Source organism: Streptomyces sp. NPDC059909 (assembly GCF_042730885.1).
Taxonomy (GTDB): domain Bacteria; phylum Actinomycetota; class Actinomycetes; order Streptomycetales; family Streptomycetaceae; genus Streptomyces.
The window spans coordinates 99,553-119,519 of record NZ_JBHWKX010000008.1 but is presented as its reverse complement, the minus strand read 5'-3'; the positions used below and the strand labels follow the sequence as shown (position 1 = coordinate 119,519).

16 protein-coding genes, 1 tRNA gene and 1 pseudogene are annotated in these 19,967 nt (G+C 72.6%); 7 read left to right on the top strand and 11 right to left on the bottom strand.

The genetic code is table 11. The features are described from left to right. The first annotated feature begins 16 nt into the window (after positions 1–16). Positions 17–1,276 carry a M6 family metalloprotease domain-containing protein gene (locus ACFV9O_RS08860; protein WP_385414309.1) on the top strand — a complete coding sequence of 420 codons (1,260 nt, stop codon included), beginning with the start codon at positions 17–19 and terminating at the stop codon, positions 1,274–1,276. A gap of 233 nt (positions 1,277–1,509) precedes the next feature. On the opposite strand, the gene ACFV9O_RS08855 is transcribed toward ACFV9O_RS08860, so the two are convergent. The 6 genes and pseudogenes from ACFV9O_RS08855 to ACFV9O_RS08830 all read right to left on the bottom strand — a co-directional run bounded on the left by ACFV9O_RS08855 (position 1,510) and on the right by ACFV9O_RS08830 (position 8,157). Next, positions 1,510–1,583: transfer RNA gene (locus ACFV9O_RS08855), tRNA-Lys, on the bottom strand. After that, the gene (locus ACFV9O_RS08850) at positions 1,574–2,251 is read right to left on the bottom strand and encodes a bifunctional DNA primase/polymerase (protein WP_385414222.1); all 678 of its coding nucleotides are present in this window, start codon (positions 2,249–2,251) and stop codon (positions 1,574–1,576) included. The genes ACFV9O_RS08855 and ACFV9O_RS08850 overlap by 10 nt, the downstream gene beginning before the upstream one ends. A 906-nt stretch (positions 2,252–3,157) precedes the next feature. Further along, positions 3,158–4,489, bottom strand: a pseudogene (locus ACFV9O_RS08845) (AAA family ATPase); the annotation flags it as partial. Then, complete coding sequence (locus ACFV9O_RS08840; protein ID WP_385414219.1) at positions 4,486–6,075, bottom strand: hypothetical protein; 1,590 nt, start codon at positions 6,073–6,075, stop codon at positions 4,486–4,488. The pseudogene ACFV9O_RS08845 and the gene ACFV9O_RS08840, both read right to left, overlap by 4 nt. After that, positions 6,066–7,259 (bottom strand): hypothetical protein, encoded by a 1,194-nt coding sequence (locus ACFV9O_RS08835; protein ID WP_385414217.1) that lies wholly within the window; start codon positions 7,257–7,259, stop codon positions 6,066–6,068. The genes ACFV9O_RS08840 and ACFV9O_RS08835 overlap by 10 nt, the downstream gene beginning before the upstream one ends. Then, complete coding sequence (locus ACFV9O_RS08830; RefSeq protein WP_385414215.1) at positions 7,189–8,157, bottom strand: phosphatase PAP2 family protein; 969 nt, start codon at positions 8,155–8,157, stop codon at positions 7,189–7,191. Before ACFV9O_RS08830 ends, ACFV9O_RS08835 begins: the two co-directional genes overlap by 71 nt. A 131-nt stretch (positions 8,158–8,288) precedes the next feature. Between ACFV9O_RS08830 and ACFV9O_RS08825 the strand changes: the two genes are divergently transcribed. After that, positions 8,289–8,885 carry a histidine phosphatase family protein gene (locus ACFV9O_RS08825; protein WP_385414214.1) on the top strand — a complete coding sequence of 199 codons (597 nt, stop codon included), beginning with the start codon at positions 8,289–8,291 and terminating at the stop codon, positions 8,883–8,885. A 66-nt stretch (positions 8,886–8,951) separates the two neighbouring features. Here ACFV9O_RS08825 and ACFV9O_RS08820 read toward each other — a convergent pair whose 3' ends face one another. Continuing rightward, positions 8,952–10,394, bottom strand: a complete 1,443-nt coding sequence (locus tag ACFV9O_RS08820; RefSeq protein WP_385414212.1) for a tetratricopeptide repeat protein — start codon at positions 10,392–10,394, stop codon at positions 8,952–8,954. Positions 10,395–10,657: 263 nt separating this feature from the next. Between ACFV9O_RS08820 and ACFV9O_RS08815 the strand changes: the two genes are divergently transcribed. Further along, positions 10,658–11,119: a hypothetical protein gene (locus tag ACFV9O_RS08815; protein ID WP_385414210.1), complete on the top strand. Its 462-nt coding sequence runs from the start codon at positions 10,658–10,660 to the stop codon at positions 11,117–11,119. A gap of 79 nt (positions 11,120–11,198) precedes the next feature. Beyond that, positions 11,199–12,065, top strand: a complete 867-nt coding sequence (locus tag ACFV9O_RS08810) for a spermidine synthase (protein ID WP_385414206.1) — start codon at positions 11,199–11,201, stop codon at positions 12,063–12,065. Positions 12,066–12,149: 84 nt separating this feature from the next. Here the strand turns inward: ACFV9O_RS08810 and ACFV9O_RS08805 are convergent, their stop codons facing one another. Further along, complete coding sequence (locus tag ACFV9O_RS08805) at positions 12,150–12,701, bottom strand: hypothetical protein (RefSeq protein ID WP_385414203.1); 552 nt, start codon at positions 12,699–12,701, stop codon at positions 12,150–12,152. A 68-nt stretch (positions 12,702–12,769) separates the two neighbouring features. Here ACFV9O_RS08805 and ACFV9O_RS08800 point away from each other — a divergent pair, with 68 nt between their 5' ends. The 3 genes from ACFV9O_RS08800 to ACFV9O_RS08790 all read left to right on the top strand — a co-directional run bounded on the left by ACFV9O_RS08800 (position 12,770) and on the right by ACFV9O_RS08790 (position 16,464). Beyond that, the gene (locus ACFV9O_RS08800; protein WP_385414201.1) at positions 12,770–13,459 is read left to right on the top strand and encodes a response regulator transcription factor; all 690 of its coding nucleotides are present in this window, start codon (positions 12,770–12,772) and stop codon (positions 13,457–13,459) included. Continuing rightward, the gene (locus ACFV9O_RS08795; RefSeq protein ID WP_385414199.1) at positions 13,456–14,850 is read left to right on the top strand and encodes a sensor histidine kinase; all 1,395 of its coding nucleotides are present in this window, start codon (positions 13,456–13,458) and stop codon (positions 14,848–14,850) included. Before ACFV9O_RS08800 ends, ACFV9O_RS08795 begins: the two co-directional genes overlap by 4 nt. A gap of 129 nt (positions 14,851–14,979) precedes the next feature. Next, positions 14,980–16,464, top strand: a complete 1,485-nt coding sequence (locus ACFV9O_RS08790) for a cellulose binding domain-containing protein (RefSeq protein ID WP_385414196.1) — start codon at positions 14,980–14,982, stop codon at positions 16,462–16,464. Positions 16,465–16,545: 81 nt separating this feature from the next. Here the strand turns inward: ACFV9O_RS08790 and ACFV9O_RS08785 are convergent, their stop codons facing one another. The 3 genes from ACFV9O_RS08785 to ACFV9O_RS08775 form a co-directional block, all read right to left on the bottom strand. Continuing rightward, positions 16,546–17,961, bottom strand: coding sequence for a GH1 family beta-glucosidase (locus ACFV9O_RS08785; RefSeq protein WP_385414193.1), 1,416 nt, complete (start codon positions 17,959–17,961; stop codon positions 16,546–16,548). 53 nt (positions 17,962–18,014) lie between these two features. Further along, entirely contained in the window at positions 18,015–18,866 is an 852-nt protein-coding gene (locus tag ACFV9O_RS08780) for a carbohydrate ABC transporter permease (RefSeq protein WP_385414306.1), read from the bottom strand. 69 nt (positions 18,867–18,935) lie between these two features. Further along, positions 18,936–19,946, bottom strand: coding sequence for a carbohydrate ABC transporter permease (locus tag ACFV9O_RS08775; RefSeq protein ID WP_385414303.1), 1,011 nt, complete (start codon positions 19,944–19,946; stop codon positions 18,936–18,938). Between the last annotated feature and the right edge of the window lie 21 nt (positions 19,947–19,967).

Sequence of the window (19,967 nt, the reverse complement as noted above, 5' to 3'; positions counted from 1 at the left end):
GCAGCCGGAGGTCCACGTGGAGGGTCAGCAGACGCGCGACGGAACACCCGAGGGGGTGGAACGGCCCAACCTGCGTGCCATTGCCGCCGCTTTCACCTCCCTCGCGGCCCTCGCCGCCACCTCGCTCGTGGCGGGTCCCGCCGTGGCCGACACCTCGGCGGGACCCTGTGCCCTCCCCCGTACCTCCGCCCATCACTCGCTCGGGCTGGACAGCTGGAACGGTGCGTTCCCGCGTCCCGAGCGCACCCTCGACGCGGCCATGGTCTTCCTGTCCTTCCCGGACGCCGCCCCGCTGGCCACCCCGGACGAACTGGCCGCCGACCACTTCCCCGCGACCAGCGACTTCTTCCGGCGCGCGTCGTACGGGAAGTTCACCCTGCGCGCGCATCCGCTGCGGCAGTGGATCCAGATGCCGCAGGCCTCGACGGCGTACCGGATGAAGCGGGACTGGGACGCCGGGCGGCGCGCCGCGTATCTGCGGGACGCGATCACCGTCGCGGACCCGGTGGTCGACTTCTCGCGCTACGACATCGTCTATCTCGTCGCCGACCCGGACGCGCCGGGCGTCGACTCCGATGCGACGAAGGTCGTCAACTTCGACCAGCCGCTGTCCGCCGACGGTACGGACATCCGACGCGTCGTCACGGTCTTCGAGCGGCATCCCCCCGATCGCAATGTGCTCGCGCACGAGACCGGACACGTCTTCGACCTGCCCGACCTCTACCACCGGCCGATGGACGGCAAGGGCGACTGGGACACGCACGTCGGGGACTGGGACGTGATGGGCAGCCAGTTCGGTCTCGCGCCCGAGCTCTTCGGCTGGCACAAGTGGAAGCTGGGCTGGCTCGACGAGCGGCAGGTCCGGTGCATCACGGGCGGCAGGGCGGACCGGATGATCACCCTGGAGGCGCTCGGCGCGGAACCGGCCCCCGGCATGTCCGTCGGTACCCGGCTCGCGGTCGTACGGACCGGTGAGAACACGGCGCTCGCGATCGAGGCCCGCGGCGCGGCCGGCAACGACCGGGACACCTGCACCGAGGGCGTGCTGATCTACCGCGTACGGAACGAGGCCGAGTCCGGCGGCGGACCGGTCGAGGTGATCGACACCCATCCGGGCACGGAAGCGTGCTGGGACCAGTCGGTGTACCCACCGCTGGCGGACGCACCGCTGACGGTGGGGGAGGCGTTCACGGTGCCGGGGGAGCAGGTGCGGGTGGAGGTCGCGGACCGGACGCGCACGGGAGCCTGGACGGTCAAGATCACGCCGGTGGCGTGAGGCGACGATCCCGGCCCGTGGTGTCGCGGTGGCCGCCGGCACGGGCACCCTGCCGGCCTCGCTGCCGCGGGCACCCATTCCGGCCTCGCCGCCGCGGGCACCCTTTCCGGCCTCGCTGCCGCGGGGTGTCCGGTCGACCCTCCGCCGGGCCGCGCATCCGTGCCGGTGTGCGGAAACGCCGAAGGGCGCCCTCGGAAACCGAGAACGCCCAGGTCAGCGATCGAAATCGCAAGTGCGCCGCCAGGGACTCGAACCCCGGACCCGCTGATTAAGAGTCAGCTGCTCTAACCAACTGAGCTAGCGGCGCCTGCTGACGTCGTAGACCTTAGCACCCTGATCGGCGGGAGGAAAAATCGATATACGGACCGCCGTGGCGGAGGTCGCGCGGGCGGCCCGCACGCATGCCCAGAGCAGTACCTCGGGCCCAGGGAGCCACGGGTTGCGGGCGTCGGGGGCCACGACCCAGCGCGGTCCCGAGGTGGGGGAGTCCGGGCCGGAAGGGCCTGGGCGGGGGGTGAGCGGCGGGATGGTGACGGCGTCGCCGGTGCCGTGGCAGAGCAGCGGCGGCACGGACGCGCCCCACTCCTCCCAGTCCAGCAGGGACGGTAACCGCTGGGCCGTGCCCGGGACGGCGAAGAGCAGGATCCGGCCGCGGTGCAACGCCACGGGCCCGGAGCCGGGCCCGTCCGACCACAGCTGCTCGAGTATCCGGCGCCCGAAGATCCCGGGCACGTTGACGACGTCGAACACGGTCCCGCAGGGCACGACCGCGGGCGCGGTGGGCTCGGCCTCCCACAGCGCCAGGGTGGACCGCGGATGCGTACTGGCCGACGCGAGCCATCCCGCCCCGGACGCCGTCACGTGCGCGGTCTGATGCCGCCCTTCGTCCCGCAGCGACGCGAAGATGTCACGGCGCCGCTCGTCGTGGTCACCGGCAGGGCTCAGGGGGGTCTCGTCGCGCAGCCAGGTACTCATGGCTCCTACGTGTACGAGGAGTCAGCGCGCTGTTTCTGTGAGTTGCGGAAAATCGGGACACGGCCGGGCGCGGAGGGGTATCTTGCCCCGCGGCATATGCCATGCGGGACCTTGTCTGTCGTGTGCAGGCCCGTGGGCTCACGGCCCCGCGGGTCCGGGGCCCCCGCGTGCAGGCCGCGGTGCCCGGAGCGACCTGTCTCGTGGTCGTCGGACCTACTGGTCGTCCGGCTCCGACGCGCGGAGGAGGTCGCGGCCGAACTCGACCATCTTCTTCGCGTAGTCCTCGCTCCACTCCGCCCGCTGCGCGATGTCCGCCGCGGTCAGCCGGTCGAAGCGGCGGGGGTCGGCGAGCTGGGCAGCGGCGACCGCCTGGTACTCCAGGGCGCGGTCCGCCGCGGCCTGGAAGGCCAGCGTCAGCTCCGTCGCACGCGACAGCAGCTCCCGGGGGTCCTCGATCGACTCGAGGTCGAAGAAGTGCTCCGGGTCGGAGGCGGCCTCCGAGGGCTCGAAGATCAGCGGCGCAGGCCGCATCCGCCGCTCGCTCCGCTCAGACGACTCCGCCATGCGTGTCTCCTCCTCGACATCCCGACCAAGCACCATTGTCCCGCTCCGCACAAGAGGCCCTACGTGTCTCTCCGCGGCACACGAGAACCTAAGGCGTCCACGCCACGCGATGTTCCCCGAGGTGGGACAGGACCGCGTGATTCGCCTCCCATCCGTCCGGGCTGTTTCTTCTGGCCGCTCTCGCACTGCTTCGCAGGCTTCGGGCGGCGTGTCTCGCGGTGTCCATGTCACGCGGTGCTCGGCGAGGTGAGACATTGACCGTGTGATTCGCCTCCCATCCGTCGGGGCTGTTTCTTCTGGCCGCTCTCGCACTGCTTCGCAGGCTTCGGGCGGCGTGTCTCGCGGTGTCCATGTCACGCGGTGCTCGGCGAGGTGGGACAGGACCGCGTGATTCGCCTCCCATCCGTCCGGGAACTTCACCGTGACGCCGAGCTGCACCGGCTCCGTCGAGGGGTGCTCGTCCAGGAGGTCCGCCACGCCCGCGCGGCACACCACGATGCAGGCGTGGCGGTGCCGGGAGGCGAGGACGCACAGACGGCCCGTCTCCAGGTGGAACGCCGTCGCGTCCGGGCGGCCCGACAGGGGGTGGAGGACGACCGTGACGTCGAACTCGCGGCCCTGCAGGCGGTTGGCCGTGTCCACGGCAACCCCGCTCACGCCCAGCTCCGTCAGCGCCGCCCGTACTGCCGCCGCCTGGTCGCGGTGGGCCGTGCCGACGGCGACACGGTCCGGCGTGAGCGGCACCGGATGCTCCGACCGCTCCGACACCGACGCCCCGCCACGGTCCAGCAGCCGCCGTACCACCAGCGCCACCGCGCGCACCGCCTCCGGGTCGGTCCGCGGAGTATGCCGGGCCGGCAGCTCCAGCAGGCCCCAGCCCGACTCCGCCGCCTCGTCGAGCACCCGGTCGGGGCCCGACCCGTCCGACGGGACGCCGAAGGCGAGGCGCCGGTCGCCCGCCCCCGTACCGCTGCGGAACGGCGTGTACGGATAGAACGCGCCCGACACCAGCGGCGCCGCCGATGCCGGCAGCCGCCACGAGACAGGAAGCCGGTGCTGCGGCAGCTCCGGATTGTGCGCCAGCAGCGTCGAGACCGCGCTCGCCGACGGGTCGTACGACAGCCCCGCCCACTGCTCGGCCCCGACCACCGAGAACGGGTCCAGCTGCCCCGGATCACCGACGAACAGCGCCCGCTCGAACAGCCCGGCCACCGCGAGCAGCGCGTCCGAGCGCATCTGGTACGCCTCGTCCACGATCGCGTGCCGCCATGGCTCGACGCCCTTCACATGCGCCCATTTCGCGGCCGTCGAGATGACGACGTCCAGCCCGGCGAGGTCGCCGGCCTTCGCCGACTTCCGTACGTTCTCCAGCTCGTCGAGCGCCTTGTCGTACGGATCCGGGTCGTTGCTGTGCAGTCGGCCGACCGGCAGCTCAGGCTCCTTCTCGGCCAGCCGCAGCACCAGATCGTCCACCTGCGCGTTCGTCTGCGCGACGACCATCAACGGCCGCCCCGCCGCGGCCAGTTCCAGCGCGGCCCGGACGACGAGCGTCGACTTCCCGGCGCCGGGCGGCGAGTCGACGACGACGCCACGGGCATCCCCGTGGACGGTGTCGTCGAGGATGCGGGCGGTCGCGCGCGCCGCCTCGGCGCCCGGATCGAAACCGGTCGTCACAGCAGGTCCTCCGGGGTTACGGCGTCAGGAGATTCGGCGGCGTCGGTGCGAGGCGGACCGCCGTGGGTCCACGGCGTCTCCTCGGGGTCGGGGAGCTTGGGCCCGCCGCGCTGGTCGTGCTCGAACAGCGTCCAGGCGATCCGCTCGCCCTTCTCGGGGACCGAGCCCTCGGCGGGGTCCTTGGACCGTCCCATCCGGTCCAGCAGCCGCAGCACCGCCGAGCCGTCCTCCTCGTACCGCACGAACTCGGCGGACTGGGGCCTGCCGTCCAGCGAGCGGTACACCTTCACGCCCGCGCCCAGACGCGGCCGGTCGTCCGTGTCCACGGTCAGCAGCGGACGCGGCGACGGCCGCTTCGACTCCGACCAGGCCATCGTCACGTCGGTCACCTCCGCCACGAACGCCTCGCCGGACAGCCTGCGCCCGGCCAGCACCAGCGGATCGTCCAGTGCCTCCTGCGCCTCCAGCTGTGCCTGGGCCGTCTCGCGCGCGGCGAGCTTCTGCGCCGCGCTCACCGCGTCGTCGCGGCGCGGCTGCGGTGGCTCGCCCGCGCGCACCCGGTCGCGGTGGCCGGTGAACGACCAGCGGTCACGGGTCCAGCGGTCGGCGACCCGCGCGCCCACCGGCAGCTCCCGCAGCAGATCCACGCCCTGCCACACGGCGTCCCAGGTCGGCCGCATGACGCCCTCCAGCAGCCCGCGGATCTCCCGCTCGGCGGCCGTCAGCCGGCCCAACTGCTCGTCCGCCGCAGCACCGTCCTCGGCGGCGGCGAGCGCCTGGCGCGCCCGGTCGTACCGCTCCATCGCGGGCGCCAGCAGCCTGTTGTCGAACGCAGGGTCCGTGGCGGGACCGGCCGGCGGGCACAGCAACTGCCCGCCCGCGTCCCGCGCCAGCTCGGCGCGCAGGGCCGCCTCCGCGCCCGACTCGCCCTCGGGAGGAGCCGTCCAGGCCAGCAGCGCGCCCAGATGCTGGTCCTCCAGACGGGACTGCCCGGTCGCCCAGTGACGTCCCAGCAGATCCGTCATGGCGAGCAGCAACGACGAGCCGGGCACGCGGGCACGCTCCCCGTAGTGCGTCAGCCAGCGCCCGAGCAGCGGCACGCGCGGTGGCGCGGGATAGGGGGTGTCCGGGTCCTGCTCCGCCGTCCGCCGGAACCGCATCGACCGCCCGAGCAGCCGCACGAACTCGACACCGGCCCGGCTCGGCACGATCAACTGCGGGGCGTCCGCGCACAGTTCGACCTCGACCTTGACCTTCTTGCCGGTCTCCGGATCCGTCTCGCTCCGCTCGGCGGCCTCGACGTCTTCCGCGTACGCGTCGAGATACGGCAGCACCGCATCGGCCAGCTCGGCGAGAAAGGCGAACCGCAGATCCCGGTCCCGCGGCTGCGCGACGGCCAGCAGCCGTGGCGCCTCCCGGTCCGTCCCGACGAGTGCCCCGAGCGGCGCGCCCGCCTCGCCGGCGGTCGTGAGCGGCACGAACACGAGCGGCCGGTCGGAGACATGGCGGTGCCGCACGGTGGCGATCGGCTGCGCCCGCCCCGTCTCGACGGCCTCGAGCCGGGCGAGGGTGGTGATCAGCGACACACGTCCCTCCCCTGCCCCGCCCGCGCATCACCGGGCGGGCACCCGAGGCCGAGGGGCGACCCACCCGCGCCGGAGGCGCTGAGCGCCTCCGCCCGGAGCGCGGCCGCGCGGCGCAGGGCCTCGACCGCCGGGTCCGCCGCGTCACCCGACTCGCCGCGGGCTGCCGCGAGGACCTCGCCGACCGCCGTCAGGCCGCCCAGCTCACCCCGCACCGCGCGCCCCAGCGACTCCACCGCGCCCGCCGTGCGCGCCCGCTCCCGGCAGTGGAAGGCCAGCTCGCAGGCGGCCAGGCACTCGGGGGCGTAGGCCGAGGGGACCGCTTCGACGGAGGCCGTGAGTTCGTCCGCCGAGCAGGTCTCCACGTCGAAGCTCACCCCGTCCGGCAGGGCGGCCGCGATGTCCTCGACGCGGGTCAGACGGGCGAGCTGCCGACGGGTCACCGCGAGCTGCTTGCGTACGTCGACCACGGACGCCGCCGGCAGGTTCGAGAAGTCCTTCGGGCAGACCAGCAGCACCGAGTGCCCGACCTCCGCGCCCTCGGTCAGGGCCGCGACCCGCTCCAGGGCCAGCACGTACACCGCGGCCTGGCGCGCCGCAGCGCCCACCTTCGCCGCGTCCGCCGAACCGTCGACCATCGGGAAGGACTTGATCTCGACGACCGTCCAGCGGCCGTCGGGATGCACCACCACCGCGTCCGGCTCCAGGTACGCCGGCGACCCCGCCACCCCCAGCGCCAGCATCGGGTGGTCGAGCAGCGACCACACCCCCGCCCCGGTCGCCTCCCGCAGAGCCAGTGCCGTACGCGCAGCGCGCCCCTCGGGCCCGGCCGCCGCGAGGTCGGGGACCCGGGCCTCCTGGGGGTCGGCGACGCCGAGCAGCCGCAGCAGCTCCGCACCCCCGTCGGCCTTGACGCGGGCCTCGAAGGCGTTGCCCCGCATGAACGCGAACTGGGACTGGCCGAACGCCGCGGGCGAACCCAGCGCCTGGGCGAGAGCCGCCTTGTCCACCCCGGCCCCGTCCAGCAGCGCGCGCCGCTTGCACCCGGGGTTCGCGGCGAGGGCCGCCAGCGCCCGTGCGTCGAGCGCATGCGGCGCGGCGGACGGGCCGCGCAGCTCAGCGAGTCGCTGCCGGAGTGCTGTCACCGGCGCCTGCGGTGGAGGTCCGCTGTCCAGGGATGTGCTCACCCGCGGAAGTCTCGCATCCGCCACCGACAATCGTGGACGGGTTGTCCCCGGAACCCCGCCCGAAGCGGGCCCGCACCCGGTCCGCGAGCCGCATCGCCGGCCGGGTGAGCAGCAGCCCGGTCCCCATCACCGCGACGCCCCCGACCGCGTCGAGGAAGTAGTGGTTCGCCGTGCCCATGACCACGAGCGCCGTCGCCGTCGGATACGCGACCGCCGCCACCTTCGCGAGCACGCCCCGGCCGTGCAGCCACAGCATCACCCCGCACCACAGCGCCCAGCCGACGTGCAGGCTCGGCATCGCCGCGTACTGGTTGGTCATCCCGCCGAGACCGCGCGGCGCGCTCGCCTCCCCGCCCCACCAGCCGTACGAGCTGAACTGCGCCATCGTGTCGAGGAACCCGTGCCCCGCGTCCAGCAGCCGCGGCGGGCAGGTCGGCATGAGCGTGAAGCCGACGAGCCCGAGCAGGGTGGAGATCATCAGCCAGGTCCGCGCCGCCCGGTAGCGGGCGGGGCGCCGGCGGAACAGCCGGACCAGGATCGCCGGGGTGACCAGGTAGTGGAGCGAGGCGTAGGCGAAGTCGGCGGGTATGCCGAGGCCCGGGGTGTCGCTGAAGAGCCGGTTGAGCGGATGCTCGAAGTCGATACGGAAACGTTCCTCCAGGTGCAGGATGCCCACACCGTGGCCGATCGCGTCCTTCCTGTCCCCGCGCGCGAGCAGCCTGCCGGCCGAGTAGGCGACGTACACCACGACGATCAGCGGCAGTTCGGTCCACCAGCGGAGCGGCCGGCGGAGCGGCTGCGGGGCCGGTCGCGGGTCCGGCTGTCCGGCGGGCCGCCGGTCGGGTCCGTGGTCCGATTCCCGGCGCGGTCGGCGGCTCCTGTGCGCGGTCTGCGGCATCCGGACGCGTCTCCATCGTGTCATCGGTGCGGCCGGCGGCCGGCGATCAACCGTACGGTGTACAGGACGCGACGGGAGGCGCGGGGGTTGCCCGCATGTCACCGCGAGTTCAGGTGGGCGATGATGGAGGTATGGCACCGCGCATATTTCTCGCCCGTCACGGGCAGACGGAATGGTCCTTGCTCGGCAAGCACACGGGGCGGACGGACATCCCCCTCCTGGACGAGGGACGCCGCGGCGCGAAGCTGCTGGGCGAGCGGTTGCACAGGGCCCCCTGGTCGGGGCTCCCGGACGCCGAGATCCGCACCAGCCCGCTCGTACGCGCCTACGAGACCTGCGAGCTCGCCGGATTCGCGGACCGTGCGCAGCCCTGGGACGCGCTGATGGAGTGGGACTACGGGGCGTACGAGGGCATGACCCAGGCCGAGATCCATGCGATCGACCCCGACTGGCTGATCTGGCGCGACGGTGTCCCCGAGGGCGAGACCATGGCGCAGCTCTCCGCCCGCGCCGATGGGATCATCGAGTGGGCGTGCTCGGCCGACCGGGACGTCCTGCTCTTCGCGCACGGGCACATCCTGCGCGTGCTGGGCGCGCGCTGGATCGGCGAGGACGTGTCCTTCGCCGCGCGCATCAAGCTGGATCCGACCAGCCTGTCCGCCCTCGGGCGGGCGTACGGGGCTCCCGCCATCGACCGCTGGAACGACACGGGGCATCTGGGTACGTGACCCACCTGGTGATACCTGGGTACGTGACCCGCCCGGGTTCGAGACGCCCGGGTTCGTGACCCCCGCCTACCGGGGAAGTGCCGCCCTCGTCCTGGCCGTCTGCGCGTAGCGGTCCAGGAAGTCGGACACGCCCGCCGCCCGGCGCCGCGGGGTCAGCACGCGGGCCGTCTCCGCGAGCATCGCGTGGATGCGGGAGGACTGGACGTCGCCGAGCAGGTCGAGGACCTGACCGGCCGCCGCCGCGGCTTCCGCGGGCGCACCCGCGCGGGCGAGGTCGGCGGCGAGCTGGGCGCGGTAGAGGGCGAGGTTGCGGGCGAAGTGCGGGTCCTGGAGGGCCGCCGCGCGATGGGAGTGGCGGGCCGCGCGGGCCCACTCGCCCAGCGTCGACCAGCACTGGGCCTCGAGCGCATGGAGTTCGGGCTCGCCGAAGAAGGACATCCACTCGGGGTCCGCGTCCGAGGGCCCCCGGTCGAAGAGCGTGTGGGCCCGGGACAGCGCCTGCTCGCACCCGGCCCGGTCGCCGAGTCCCGCCCAGGCACCCGCCTCCCGCAGGTTCAGCAGCGCCAGCAGCCGCGCCGACGCCAGTTGTCCGGCCGCGCGCTGCCCGGCCTGAGCGGCCCGTACCGCCTCCCGGTACCGGCCGGCGTCCCTGGCCAGGAAGGACGTGTTGCAGAAGGCGTGCGCCTCCAGGGCCGGGTCACCGGCGACGCGGGCGGTCGCCAGGGCCTCCGCGTAGTGCGAGCGGGCCTCGTCCTTGCGGCCCGAGTCATGGGCCAGCCAGCCGACCGAGATGGCGAGCTCGCCCGCGCCGGAGGCCAGCCGGTCGGCGGTCGAGCCACGCGTGGTCGTGCCCGCGTCGAGCAGCGCGTACGCGGTACGCAGGGGCTGGGCGGCGCGCTGGTAGAGCCCTTCCGCGCCGTGGCGGTCGTCGAGCAGCCGGATCTGGCGCACCGCCTCCTCGACGGCGCTCACCTCGGACTCGCCGATCCGCGGCCGGGGCAGGCCGGCACGGAGCCCGTCGGTGCGGAGCGCTTCGGTACCCGGCAGGGAGCCGAAGCCCAGGGATGCGGCCGCCACGGTGACGGTGCCGCTGGTCATGAATGCGCGACGTAGCACGTCGCTCTCCTCGTTGCTGTAGGTGCTGTTGCTGCTGTCGGAGCCGATGGGGTCGGTCGTGCCGGGGGAGCCGGGGGTCCCGTGGGGGCCGATGGTGCTCGCGGGGCCGCCGTCCGTGATCCGCGCGCCCCGGCCCCGTACCGTCTCGCGGGCCGAGAACCCCAGGTCCGCAAGGGCCGAGCCGGGGAACATGTGCAGGAAGACCCGCTCGTAGGCGTAGTTGGGGCACCGGATCTCGCCGGCCTCCACGCGCCCGATGTAGCGGGCGTCGCAGGCGACCTGCTCGCCGATCTCCCGGGCGGCCCTGCGCACGAGAGCCGCGAACTCCCCCGGCGAGCGCTGTCCGCGCAGCCGCCGGAACGCGAGGTTGGGAACTGCCCGTGACGCCGCCATGGCCGAGCCCTCTCCTGTACTGCCGGCGCCTTCTCCGGTACTGAGATTTCCTTGCTCCGGCGGGGCAAGAACGTACCTGCTGTGACGAGCCGGGTACGCAGGGTTTAGCTACAAACGGGATATCTCACCCACGATCCGCCATGAACTGCCATCCTTTGCGGCGGCGTGCCGCCGTAGCCCTTGACGCGGACGGGCGTTGAACCATGCGGGGACACGGAACGTGTTCCCACTCGGCGAGGAGGCGTCCCTTGTTGGAGGTCGGCATGGAGACCAGCAGTGGCTCGCGGACGAGCGCGACGAGCGCTCAGCACCTGCCCACCGAGGAGTACAGCGCGGCACCGGGCCCGGCGCGCCCGGGCACCGAGGAGGCCGGCGAGCACTCCGTGCCCTGCGACCTGGTGACCGTTCCGGCCCGCCAGGGCCTGGAGGCGGTCGACATCCTGCGCCGCGGCGGTTCCCCGGCCGTCGGCCCCGTACTCCACGACGGCAGCTGCGACACCCTCGGCTTCCTGGTGCCGCCCGGCACCGCGGCCGGCTGGGACATGCCGGGCAGCGCCTGTACGCAGACGTCGGGCCGCGGACTGCGCATCCCGGCGGAGCCCCCTGTCTCCGGCAGCGGCTGGCTGCTGCCTCCCGGCGACACCGGGCCCGTGACCGATCCGGCCGTGCTCCGGGAGGCCCTCGGCGAGGCCGCCCGCATGATCGAGGCCGCCGACAGCATCTAGGTGTGCTGTCCGGGCACGCCCCACCGCCCACCGCCCGCAGCGCGGACGGGCCCGGGGCGGCGCCACCGATAATGAGCAGGTGGCAAGGAAGAAGCAGCGCGGTCGCACGGCGGCTCCCGAGACCGTCGCCGAGACCGTGGACGGCGGGCTCGCCGAGCTCATACCCGACCGTGAGCGCCCCCGCGGCTGGACGCTGGTCATCGACGGCGCCCCCCAGTCCCATATCGACCTCGACGACCCCGCCCTGCTCACCTTCGAGTACCAGCGCCGCCTCGGCCATGTCATCGACCTCGCCGCGCCCGCCGGGCGGCCCGTGAACGCCCTCCACCTCGGCGGCGGCGGCTTCACCCTCGCGCGGTACACCGCCGCCACCCGTCCGCGCTCGACGCAGCAGATCGTCGAGGTCGACGGACCCCTCGTCCAGTTCGTCCGGGCCCACCTCCCGCTCGACCCGAACGCACGGATCCGGGTCAGGTCGGCGGACGCCCGCGCAGGGCTCGGCAAGCTGCCCGACGGCTGGGCCGATCTCGTCATCGCGGACGTCTTCAGCGGCGCGCGCACGCCCGCCCACCTCACCAGTGCGGAGTTCCTCGCCGAGGTGCGCCGGGTACTGAAGCCCGGCGGGCACTACGCCGCGAACCTCGCCGACGGTCCACCGCTCGCCCATCTGCGCGGCCAGATCGCGACCGCGGCCACCGTCTTTCCCGAGCTCGCGCTGGCGGCCGACCCGACCGTGCTGCGCGGCCGCCGCTTCGGCAACGCCGTACTGCTCGCCTCCGACCTGCCGCTGCCCGTCGCCGAACTGACCCGCAGGGTCGCGGGCGACCCCCACGCGGGCCGGGTCGAACACGGAAGGGCGCTGGCCGACTTCACCGGTGGCGCGGCCGTGGTCACCGACGCGAGCGCCAGGCCGTCGCCCGTACCGCCGCCGTCGGTGTTCCGCTAGGGAGCGGGCCTGGGGGGAGCCCGGCAAGATCCACCGGACACCCCCAGGGCCGCTCCCTTGGGTCGGGGCCCTGCGCCCGGAGCGTCAGCGCTCCTCGATCTCGACCCGCGGAGCCGTGTCGTGCCAGGTGCAGAACACGTCGATCTCCCGGCTGCCCTGCGAGAACGTCACGCGGATGTACGTGGGCTGCTTCCAGACCTGCATCGTCCAGCCGGAGGCCGGGGTCGCCGAGACCAGCTCCGCCGAGGCGGGCCCGATGTCGTAGGCGACCCGGCCGCCCTCGACCGTGTAGCTCTTCACATTCCCCGAAGGGGTGGGCGAGGACGGCGGCTTGGCCGTGGACGGCTTGTCGCCCGGCTTTTCGGCCGGTGAGGACGTCGAAGGCTCAGGGGTGTTGCCCGGCTTCGCACCGGAGGACGGGGAGGGCGACGGCGACTTGGGGTGCTGCGTCGACGACGACTGGGGCAGGCCGGCCTGCGTGGTGCGGTCGTCGGTCGTGATCGGCAGGGCTCGGGGCCGGTCGTACGCCGTCCCCGCCATCACCGTGTGCACACCCCACCAGGAGAGCGTGACCGCCGCGCCCGTGGCGAGCGACCACGCCATGGCGTGTACGAGTCCTCTCCGCATCCGGGCCATACTGCCCTACGCCCGCGCCCATGTCCCGAGGGGGACTCCGTTCCATCGAATGGCGTACGGTGCCGCCCATGGCAAGTGTGCTCGTGGTCGAGGACGACCAGTTCGTGCGCTCCGCCCTCATCAGGCACTTGACCGAGGCTTCCCACACCGTACGGAGCGTCGGGACGGCCCTGGAGGCGCTGCGCGAAGTGGCCCATTTCCGGTTCGACGTGGTGATCCTGGACCTCGGGCTGCCCGACCTGGACGGGGCCGAGGCGCTGAAGATGCTGCGCGGCATCACCGACGTTCCGGTGATCATCGCGACGGCGCGCGACGACGAGACGGAGATCGTGCGGCTGCTCAACGACGGCGCCGACGACTACCTCACCAAGCCGTTCTCGGTGGAGCATCTGTCCGCGCGGATGGCGGCCGTGCTGCGGCGCTCGCGGGCGGCCGCCGGCGAGGCGCCGCCGAGCAGGGTGATCCAGGTCGGCGGCCTGTCGATCGATCCGCTGCGCCGGCAGGCCGAACTCGACGGGGCCCGGCTCGATCTGACCCGCCGTGAGTTCGATCTGCTCGCCTTCCTGGCCGGGAGGCCGGGGGTCGTCGTACCGCGCAAGGAACTGCTCGCCGAGGTGTGGCAGCAGTCGTACGGCGACGACCAGACCATCGATGTGCATCTGTCCTGGCTGAGAAGGAAATTGGGGGAGACGGCCGCTCGCCCCCGTTATCTGCACACCCTTCGCGGGGTGGGAGTGAAGCTGGAGCCGCCGCAGTGAGATGGGCGCTGGTCAAGGTGTCCCTGGCGGTCACGGCCATGGTCGTGATCGCCTTCGCGATACCGCTCGGACTCGTCATCCAGGAGATGGCCAGGGACCGGGCCTTCTCCAACGCCGAGCGGCAGGCCGCCGCCATCGGCCCCACGCTGTCCATCACCACCGACCGCGACCAGCTGGAGCGGGCCGTCGCCTCGACCCAGGCGGGCGCGGCCGGGCGGATGGCGCTCCACATACCCGCGTCGGACGAGACCGGTGGCCAGGAGCCGGCGATCGGCACGCGGCGGGCGGCCGTACGGGATATCGCCACCACCGAGCAGATGGGCCGCGCCTCCATCACCGAGGTCACCGGCGGCTCGGCGCTGCTGCAGCCGACCGCGCTCAGCTCCGGGAAGATCGCGGTCGTCGAGGTATTCGTACCGGAGGACGAGGTCAGCAACGGTGTGACCACCGCCTGGCTGGTCCTCGGGGTGGTCGGCGTGGCGCTGATCGTCGGCTCGGTCGCGGTCGCCGACCGGCTGGGCGTACGGATGGTGCAGCCGGCCCAGCGGCTCGCGGGCGCCGCACACGACCTGGGCGAGGGCAGGCTCGGGGCGCGCGTCCCGGAGGAGGGGCCCACCGAACTGCGGTCCGCCGCGGTCGCGTTCAACGCGATGGCCGACCAGGTGGTGCAGCTGCTCGCCAACGAACGGGAGCTCGCCGCCGACCTGTCGCACCGGCTGCGCACACCGCTGACCGTGCTCCGGCTGAACGCCGCCTCGCTGGGCACGGGCCCCGCGGCCGATCAGACCAGGGCCGCCGTCGAGCAGCTGGAGCGTGAGGTCGACACGATCATCCGTACGGCGCGGGAGGCCAAGCCGCAGACGCAGGCCACGGGTCCCGGCGCCGGCTGCGACGTCTCCGAAGTCGTACGCGAGCGCATGGTGTTCTGGTCGGCGCTCGCCGAGGACGAGGGACGCAAGGTGCGCCTCGCGGGCGTGGACCGTACCGTACGCATCCCCGTCGCCCGGCCCGAACTGGCCGCCGCGCTGGATGCGTTGCTCGGCAACGTCTTCCGCCACACCCCGGAGGGCACGGCCTTCTCCGTGGACGTGCACAACGGCGACGACGCCGTGATCGTGCTCGTGTCGGACGCGGGGCCCGGTATCGCGGACCCGGAGGCGGCGCTCGTGCGGGGCAACAGCGGGCACAGGGACGGCTCGACGGGACTCGGCCTCGACATCGTGCGGCGGGTCGCGGAGTCGACCGGCGGCGACGTGCGCATCGGGCACTCGGTGCTCGGCGGCACGGAGGTCCGGATCTGGATCGGTCTCGGCGGGGCGGCGCACGGTCCGGTGCAGCGGCGGCTGGGCAGCAGGGCGGGGCGGCGCAGGCGCAGAGGTCTCAACCATTAATCGCCACCCATGCCGCCCTTAAGCGCACCCTAAGAACCTCAACCGCTGTCCGGCTCGGGGGAATTGTCCGTTCCGCTGCCGCTAGCGTGCTGCCGCACCCCACCCCCGTTACACAGAGGCAGGCACGCGATGGGCAGCAGCAGCACGCACCGGCGCAGGGCGAGCGGCAGGACGAAGGCGATCGGCGCGGTCGTGGCCGCGGCGGTCATCGGCGGCGTGGCGTTCGCACTCACCGGCACGGCGCAGGCCGCCGCGGTCGGTGCCGCGTACACCAGGACCAGCTCCTGGGACAGCGGCTACACCGGCCAGTACGTCATCACGAACGACACCGGCACGGCCCGGTCGGGCTGGACCCTCGAGTTCGACCTGCCGGCCGGCACAAAGATCGGCTCCCTCTGGAACGGCGAGCACACCGTCCAGGGGCAGCACGTCACCGTGAAGCCCGCGAGCTGGAACAAGGAGCTGGCGCCCGGCGCGTCCGTCACCGTCGGATTCGTGACCTCGGCGAGCGGCCGGGCGGGCGACCCGTCCGGCTGCCGCATCAACGAGATCGCCTGCTCGGTCGACGAGGGCGCGACGCCGCAGCCCAGCGGCCGCCCCACCGAGCAGCCCACGCCCGCCCCGACCGCCCCGACGACTCCGCCCAGCCCGACCGGCACGCCGACGCAGACGGTGACGCCGACCCCGGTGCCGACCGCGACCGCCACCTCTCCGGCGGCCGGCGGCGCGAAGTTCGCGCCGTACATCGACACCTCGCTCTACCCGGCGTACGACATGCTCGACACCGCCGCCAGGACCGGGGTGAAGGACTTCACCCTCGCCTTCATCACCTCCGGCGGCAGCTGCGCCCCGCTCTGGGGCGGTGTCACGGGCCTTGCCGACGACAAGGTCGCGGCGCAGATATCCGCCCTGCGTGCCAAGGGCGGGGACGTCCGGGTCTCCTTCGGCGGTGCGGCGGGCCACGAGCTGGCCCTCAACTGTTCGTCGGCGGGTGAGCTGGCGAAGGCGTACGGCAAGGTCATCGACCAGTACAAGCTCACGAAGGTCGACTTCGACATCGAGGGCGCGGCCCTCCCGGACACCGCCGCCAACACCCGCCGCTCGCAGGCCATCGCGCAGCTCCAGAAGGAGCACCCCGGGCTGGACGTCTCCTTCACCCTGCCGGTGATGCCGGAGGGCCTCACGCAGCCCGGTGTCGATCTGCTCGCGGACGCGAAGAAGAACGGCGTCAGGACCGACGCCGTCAACATCATGGCGATGGACTACGGGCCGGCGTACAGCGGCGACATGGGTACGTACGCGATCCAGGCCGCCACCGCGACGCAGGCGCAGATCAAGGGTGTGCTCGGGCTCTCGGACGCGGCCGCCTGGAAGGCAGTCGCCGTCACCCCGATGATCGGCGTCAACGACGTGACGAGCGAGATCTTCAAGGTCGACGACGCGACCCAGCTGGTCGACTTCGCCAGGTCGAAGGGGATCGGGTGGCTGGCCATGTGGTCCTCGACCCGTGACAAGCAGTGCGCGGAGGGTGCCGTCAACCGCGCCGACGCGACCTGCAGCTCGATCCTCCAGGAGCCGCTGGCCTTCACCAAGGCGTTCGCCGCCTACAAGTAGCCACCGCACGGAAACCAGCCACTACCCGCCCCCACACAGCGTGCCCCGGCCGGACCGCCCCCCACCCGGCCGGGGCACGCGTCATGCACCGGGCAGCACACCGGTCCTGGCCAGCTGCCCGTACCAGTGGGCGCTGGACTTCGGGGTGCGGGCCTGCGTGTCGTAGTCGACGTACACGGCGCCGAAGCGCTTCGCATAGCCGTACGCCCACTCGAAGTTGTCCATCAGGGACCAGAGGAAGTAGCCGCGGACGTCGGCCCCGTCGGCGATCGCCCGGTGGACGGCGGAGAGGTGGCCGTGCAGATAGCGGATCCGCTCGGGGTCGTGGACGCTGCCGTCCGCCGCGGGCTTATCGGGGTAGGCCGCCCCGTTCTCGGTGATCATCAGCGGCAGCCCCGGAGCTTCGCGCGTGTAGCGCAGCAGCAGGTCGTACAGCCCGGTCGGGTCGATGGACCAGCCCATTTCCGTGACGTCGCCGGGCGGCTGGTGGAATGCGACCGAGTCCGCGCCGGGCCACGGGGAGTGCTCGCTCGCGCCGTGACCGTCGTTCCGCTCCGGCGGCCGACCGTCACTGTCAGTGACGCTTGATACAACGGCGGGTGAGTAGTAGTTGATTCCGAGCGAGTCCAGGGGGTGCCGGATGACGGCCGTATCGTCGCCGTGGACGAACGACCAGTCGGTGAGACGTGCGGTGTCCGCGAGGAGGTCCTCGGGGTACGAGCCGTGGAGCATCGGATCGCTGAAGATCCTGTTGGCCAGCGCGTCGATCCTGCGCGCCGCGTCCAGGTCCGCGTCCGACTGCGTGCGGGCCCTGACCGCGCTGGGGTTGAGGCTCACGGACAGCTGGGCCCGGGCGGGCAGGGCGGTGCGCAGGGCCTGGGCGGCAAGACCGTGGCCCAGGTTGAGGTGGTGGGCGGCGCGCAGCGCGGCCACCGGGTCGGTGCGGCCCGGGGCGTGCACACCGGAGCCGTATCCGAGGAAGGCGCTGCACCAGGGCTCGTTGAGGGTGGTCCACCGCTCGACCCGGTCGCCCACCGCCTCGGCGACGATACGGGCGTAGTCGGCGAAGCGGCTCGCGGTGTCCCGCTCGGGCCAGCCGCCCGCGGTCTCCAGCTCCTGCGGCAGATCCCAGTGGTAGAGGGTGAGCACAGGCCTGATGCCGTGCTCCAGCAGGTCGTCGACGAGGGCCCGGTAGAAGTCGAGTCCGCGCTGGACGGCGGGACCGCGGCCGGTGGGCTGGACACGCGGCCAGGAGACCGAGAAGCGGTACGCGTTGACACCGAGGTCCGCCATGAGCCGGACGTCCTCGGCGCGGCGGTGGAAGTGGTCGACGGCGACGTCTCCCGTGTCCCCGTTCTCCACCTTGCCGGGGGTGTGGCTGAAGGTGTCCCAGATCGACGGCGTACGGCCGCCCTCCCGTACGGCGCCCTCGATCTGGTACGCGGCGGTCGCGGCGCCCCACAGGAAGCCGGGCGGGAAGCTGACGGACTCGGACATGGAGGAGCTCCCAACAAGTGCGTAGGAACAGAAAGGTGAGGCAACGACAGTCGTCAGCCCTTGACCGCGCCCTGCATGATGCCGCCGACGATCTGCTTGCCGAAGATCACGAAGGCGATCAGCAGCGGCAGCGTGCCGAGCAGCGCACCCGCCATGATCACCGACTGGTCGGGGATGTAGCCGCGGCCGAGCCCGGTCAGCGCCACCTGCACGGTGGGGCTGCCGGTCTGGGTCAGCGCGATGATCGGCCAGAAGAAGTCGTTCCAGGCCATCACGAAGGTCAGCATGCCGAGGACCGCCATCGCGGGCCGTGCGGCAGGGAAGACCACGTGCCACACCACGCGCCAGCTGCTCGCGCCGTCCACCCGGGCCGCCTCGATCAGCTCGGACGGCAGCGCCTCGCTCAGGTACTGCCGCATGAAGAACACGCCGAAGGCGCTGACGAGGGTCGGGAGGATCACGGACTGCAGCTGGTCGGTCCAGGACAGCTCGGCGATCAGCATGTACAGCGGTACGACGCTGAGCTGCGGCGGCACCATCATCGTGCCGATCACGAGGAGCAGCAGGAGGTTCTTGAAGCGGAACCGGAGTTTGGCGAAGGCGAATCCGGCGAGCGTGGAGAAGACCACCGTCCCCGCCGCCACCGAGCCCGCGACGACGGTGGTGTTGAGGAGCGCCGTGCCCATGTTGGCGTCGGTCCAGGCGATCTCCAGGTTCTTGAAGAGATTTCCGCCGAACCAGAAAGGCGGGGGAGTCTGCGCGAGCCGGGTGTTGTTGCGGGACGCCGCGATCGCCGTCCACACCAGGGGGAACAGCGAGCCGATGGTGAAGATCACCAGTATCGCGTAGGTGATCCGTCCGCCGTGCAGCTGCCGTCCGGCGCCGCGTCGCGTCCGCTCCGCCACCGGCTGCTCCGCCGTCGGCTGCTTCGTCGCCGGAACAGCCGGCCGTTTCGTCGTCAGCACATCAGCCCCCTACACGCTCTTGCGGAGCCGGCGCACGAGCAGCCAGTTCACCGCGCCGATCACCAGCAGGATCAGGAACATCGTCCAGGCGATCGCCGAGGCCCGGCCGAGATGGAGATTCACCCAGCCCTGCTCGTACAGATAGAGCCCGAGCGTCTGGAACTGGTGGTCCGCGCCGCCCGTCGCGCCCGCGCTCCCGTTGAAGAGCAGCGGCTCGCCGAAGAGCTGGGTCGCGCCGATCGTCGACACGACACAGGTGAAGAGGATGGTCGGCCGCAGCGAGGGGATTGTGACATGGACGAACTGCTGCCAGCGCGAGGCCCCGTCCAGTGCGGCGGACTCGTACAGGTCGTTGGGGATGGCCTGCATCGCCGCCAGATAGATCAGCGCGTTGTAGCCGGTCCAGCGCCAGATGACGATCGTCGAGACCGCGATCTGCGAGGTCCATGTGCCGTTCTGCCAGTCGACGGGGTCGACCCCCACCGTCCCCAGCGCCCAGTTGATCATTCCGTAGTCGCGGCCGAAGAGCAGCACGAAGACGAGCGTCGCCGCGGCCACCGACGTGGCGTACGGGGTCAGGGCGGCCACCCGGAAGAACATGGAGGCGCGCAGCCGGTAGTTGAGCAGATGCGCGATGCCGAGCGCCATGAGCAGCTGCGGGACGGTGGATATCAGCCCGATGGTGACCGTGTTCTGCAGCGCGTTCCAGAAGAACTCGTCCTCCAGCAGCCGGGAGAAGTTGCGCAGCCCCACCCACTCCATGTCGTTCGGCGCCGTGAGCTCCACCCGGTGCAGCGAGGCCCAGCCGGTGTAGAGCAGCGGGAAGAGCCCGAAGGCGGCGAAGAACACGAAGAACGGTGCGACGAAGGCGTACGGGCTCCACCGCACGTCCCGCCGGTACCAGCGGCTGCGCCGCGCGCGGCGCCGTTCGGCCGCGGCGGTGTCGTCCTTCGTCGGTCGCGCCGGGGCCGCGCCCTCCTCCCCCGGGGAGGGCGCGGCGGCTGTGGCGTCCTGTGCCATTCCGGTCAAGGATCCGGTCCC

Bases quoted from the DNA above. Each gene is read 5' to 3' on its own strand.
- ACFV9O_RS08805 (WP_385414203.1), bottom strand. From the start codon at position 12,701: ATGGCCCGGATGCGGAGAGGACTCGTACACGCCATGGCGTGGTCGCTC.
- ACFV9O_RS08800 (WP_385414201.1), top strand. From the start codon at position 12,770: ATGGCAAGTGTGCTCGTGGTCGAGGACGACCAGTTCGTGCGCTCCGCC.
- ACFV9O_RS08775 (WP_385414303.1), bottom strand. From the start codon at position 19,946: ATGGCACAGGACGCCACAGCCGCCGCGCCCTCCCCGGGGGAGGAGGGC.
- ACFV9O_RS08785 (WP_385414193.1), bottom strand. From the start codon at position 17,961: ATGTCCGAGTCCGTCAGCTTCCCGCCCGGCTTCCTGTGGGGCGCCGCG.
- ACFV9O_RS08825 (WP_385414214.1), top strand. From the start codon at position 8,289: ATGGCACCGCGCATATTTCTCGCCCGTCACGGGCAGACGGAATGGTCC.
- ACFV9O_RS08815 (WP_385414210.1), top strand. From the start codon at position 10,658: ATGGAGACCAGCAGTGGCTCGCGGACGAGCGCGACGAGCGCTCAGCAC.
- ACFV9O_RS08830 (WP_385414215.1), bottom strand. From the start codon at position 8,157: ATGCCGCAGACCGCGCACAGGAGCCGCCGACCGCGCCGGGAATCGGAC.
- ACFV9O_RS08790 (WP_385414196.1), top strand. From the start codon at position 14,980: ATGGGCAGCAGCAGCACGCACCGGCGCAGGGCGAGCGGCAGGACGAAG.
- ACFV9O_RS08820 (WP_385414212.1), bottom strand. From the start codon at position 10,394: ATGGCGGCGTCACGGGCAGTTCCCAACCTCGCGTTCCGGCGGCTGCGC.
- ACFV9O_RS08850 (WP_385414222.1), bottom strand. From the start codon at position 2,251: ATGAGTACCTGGCTGCGCGACGAGACCCCCCTGAGCCCTGCCGGTGAC.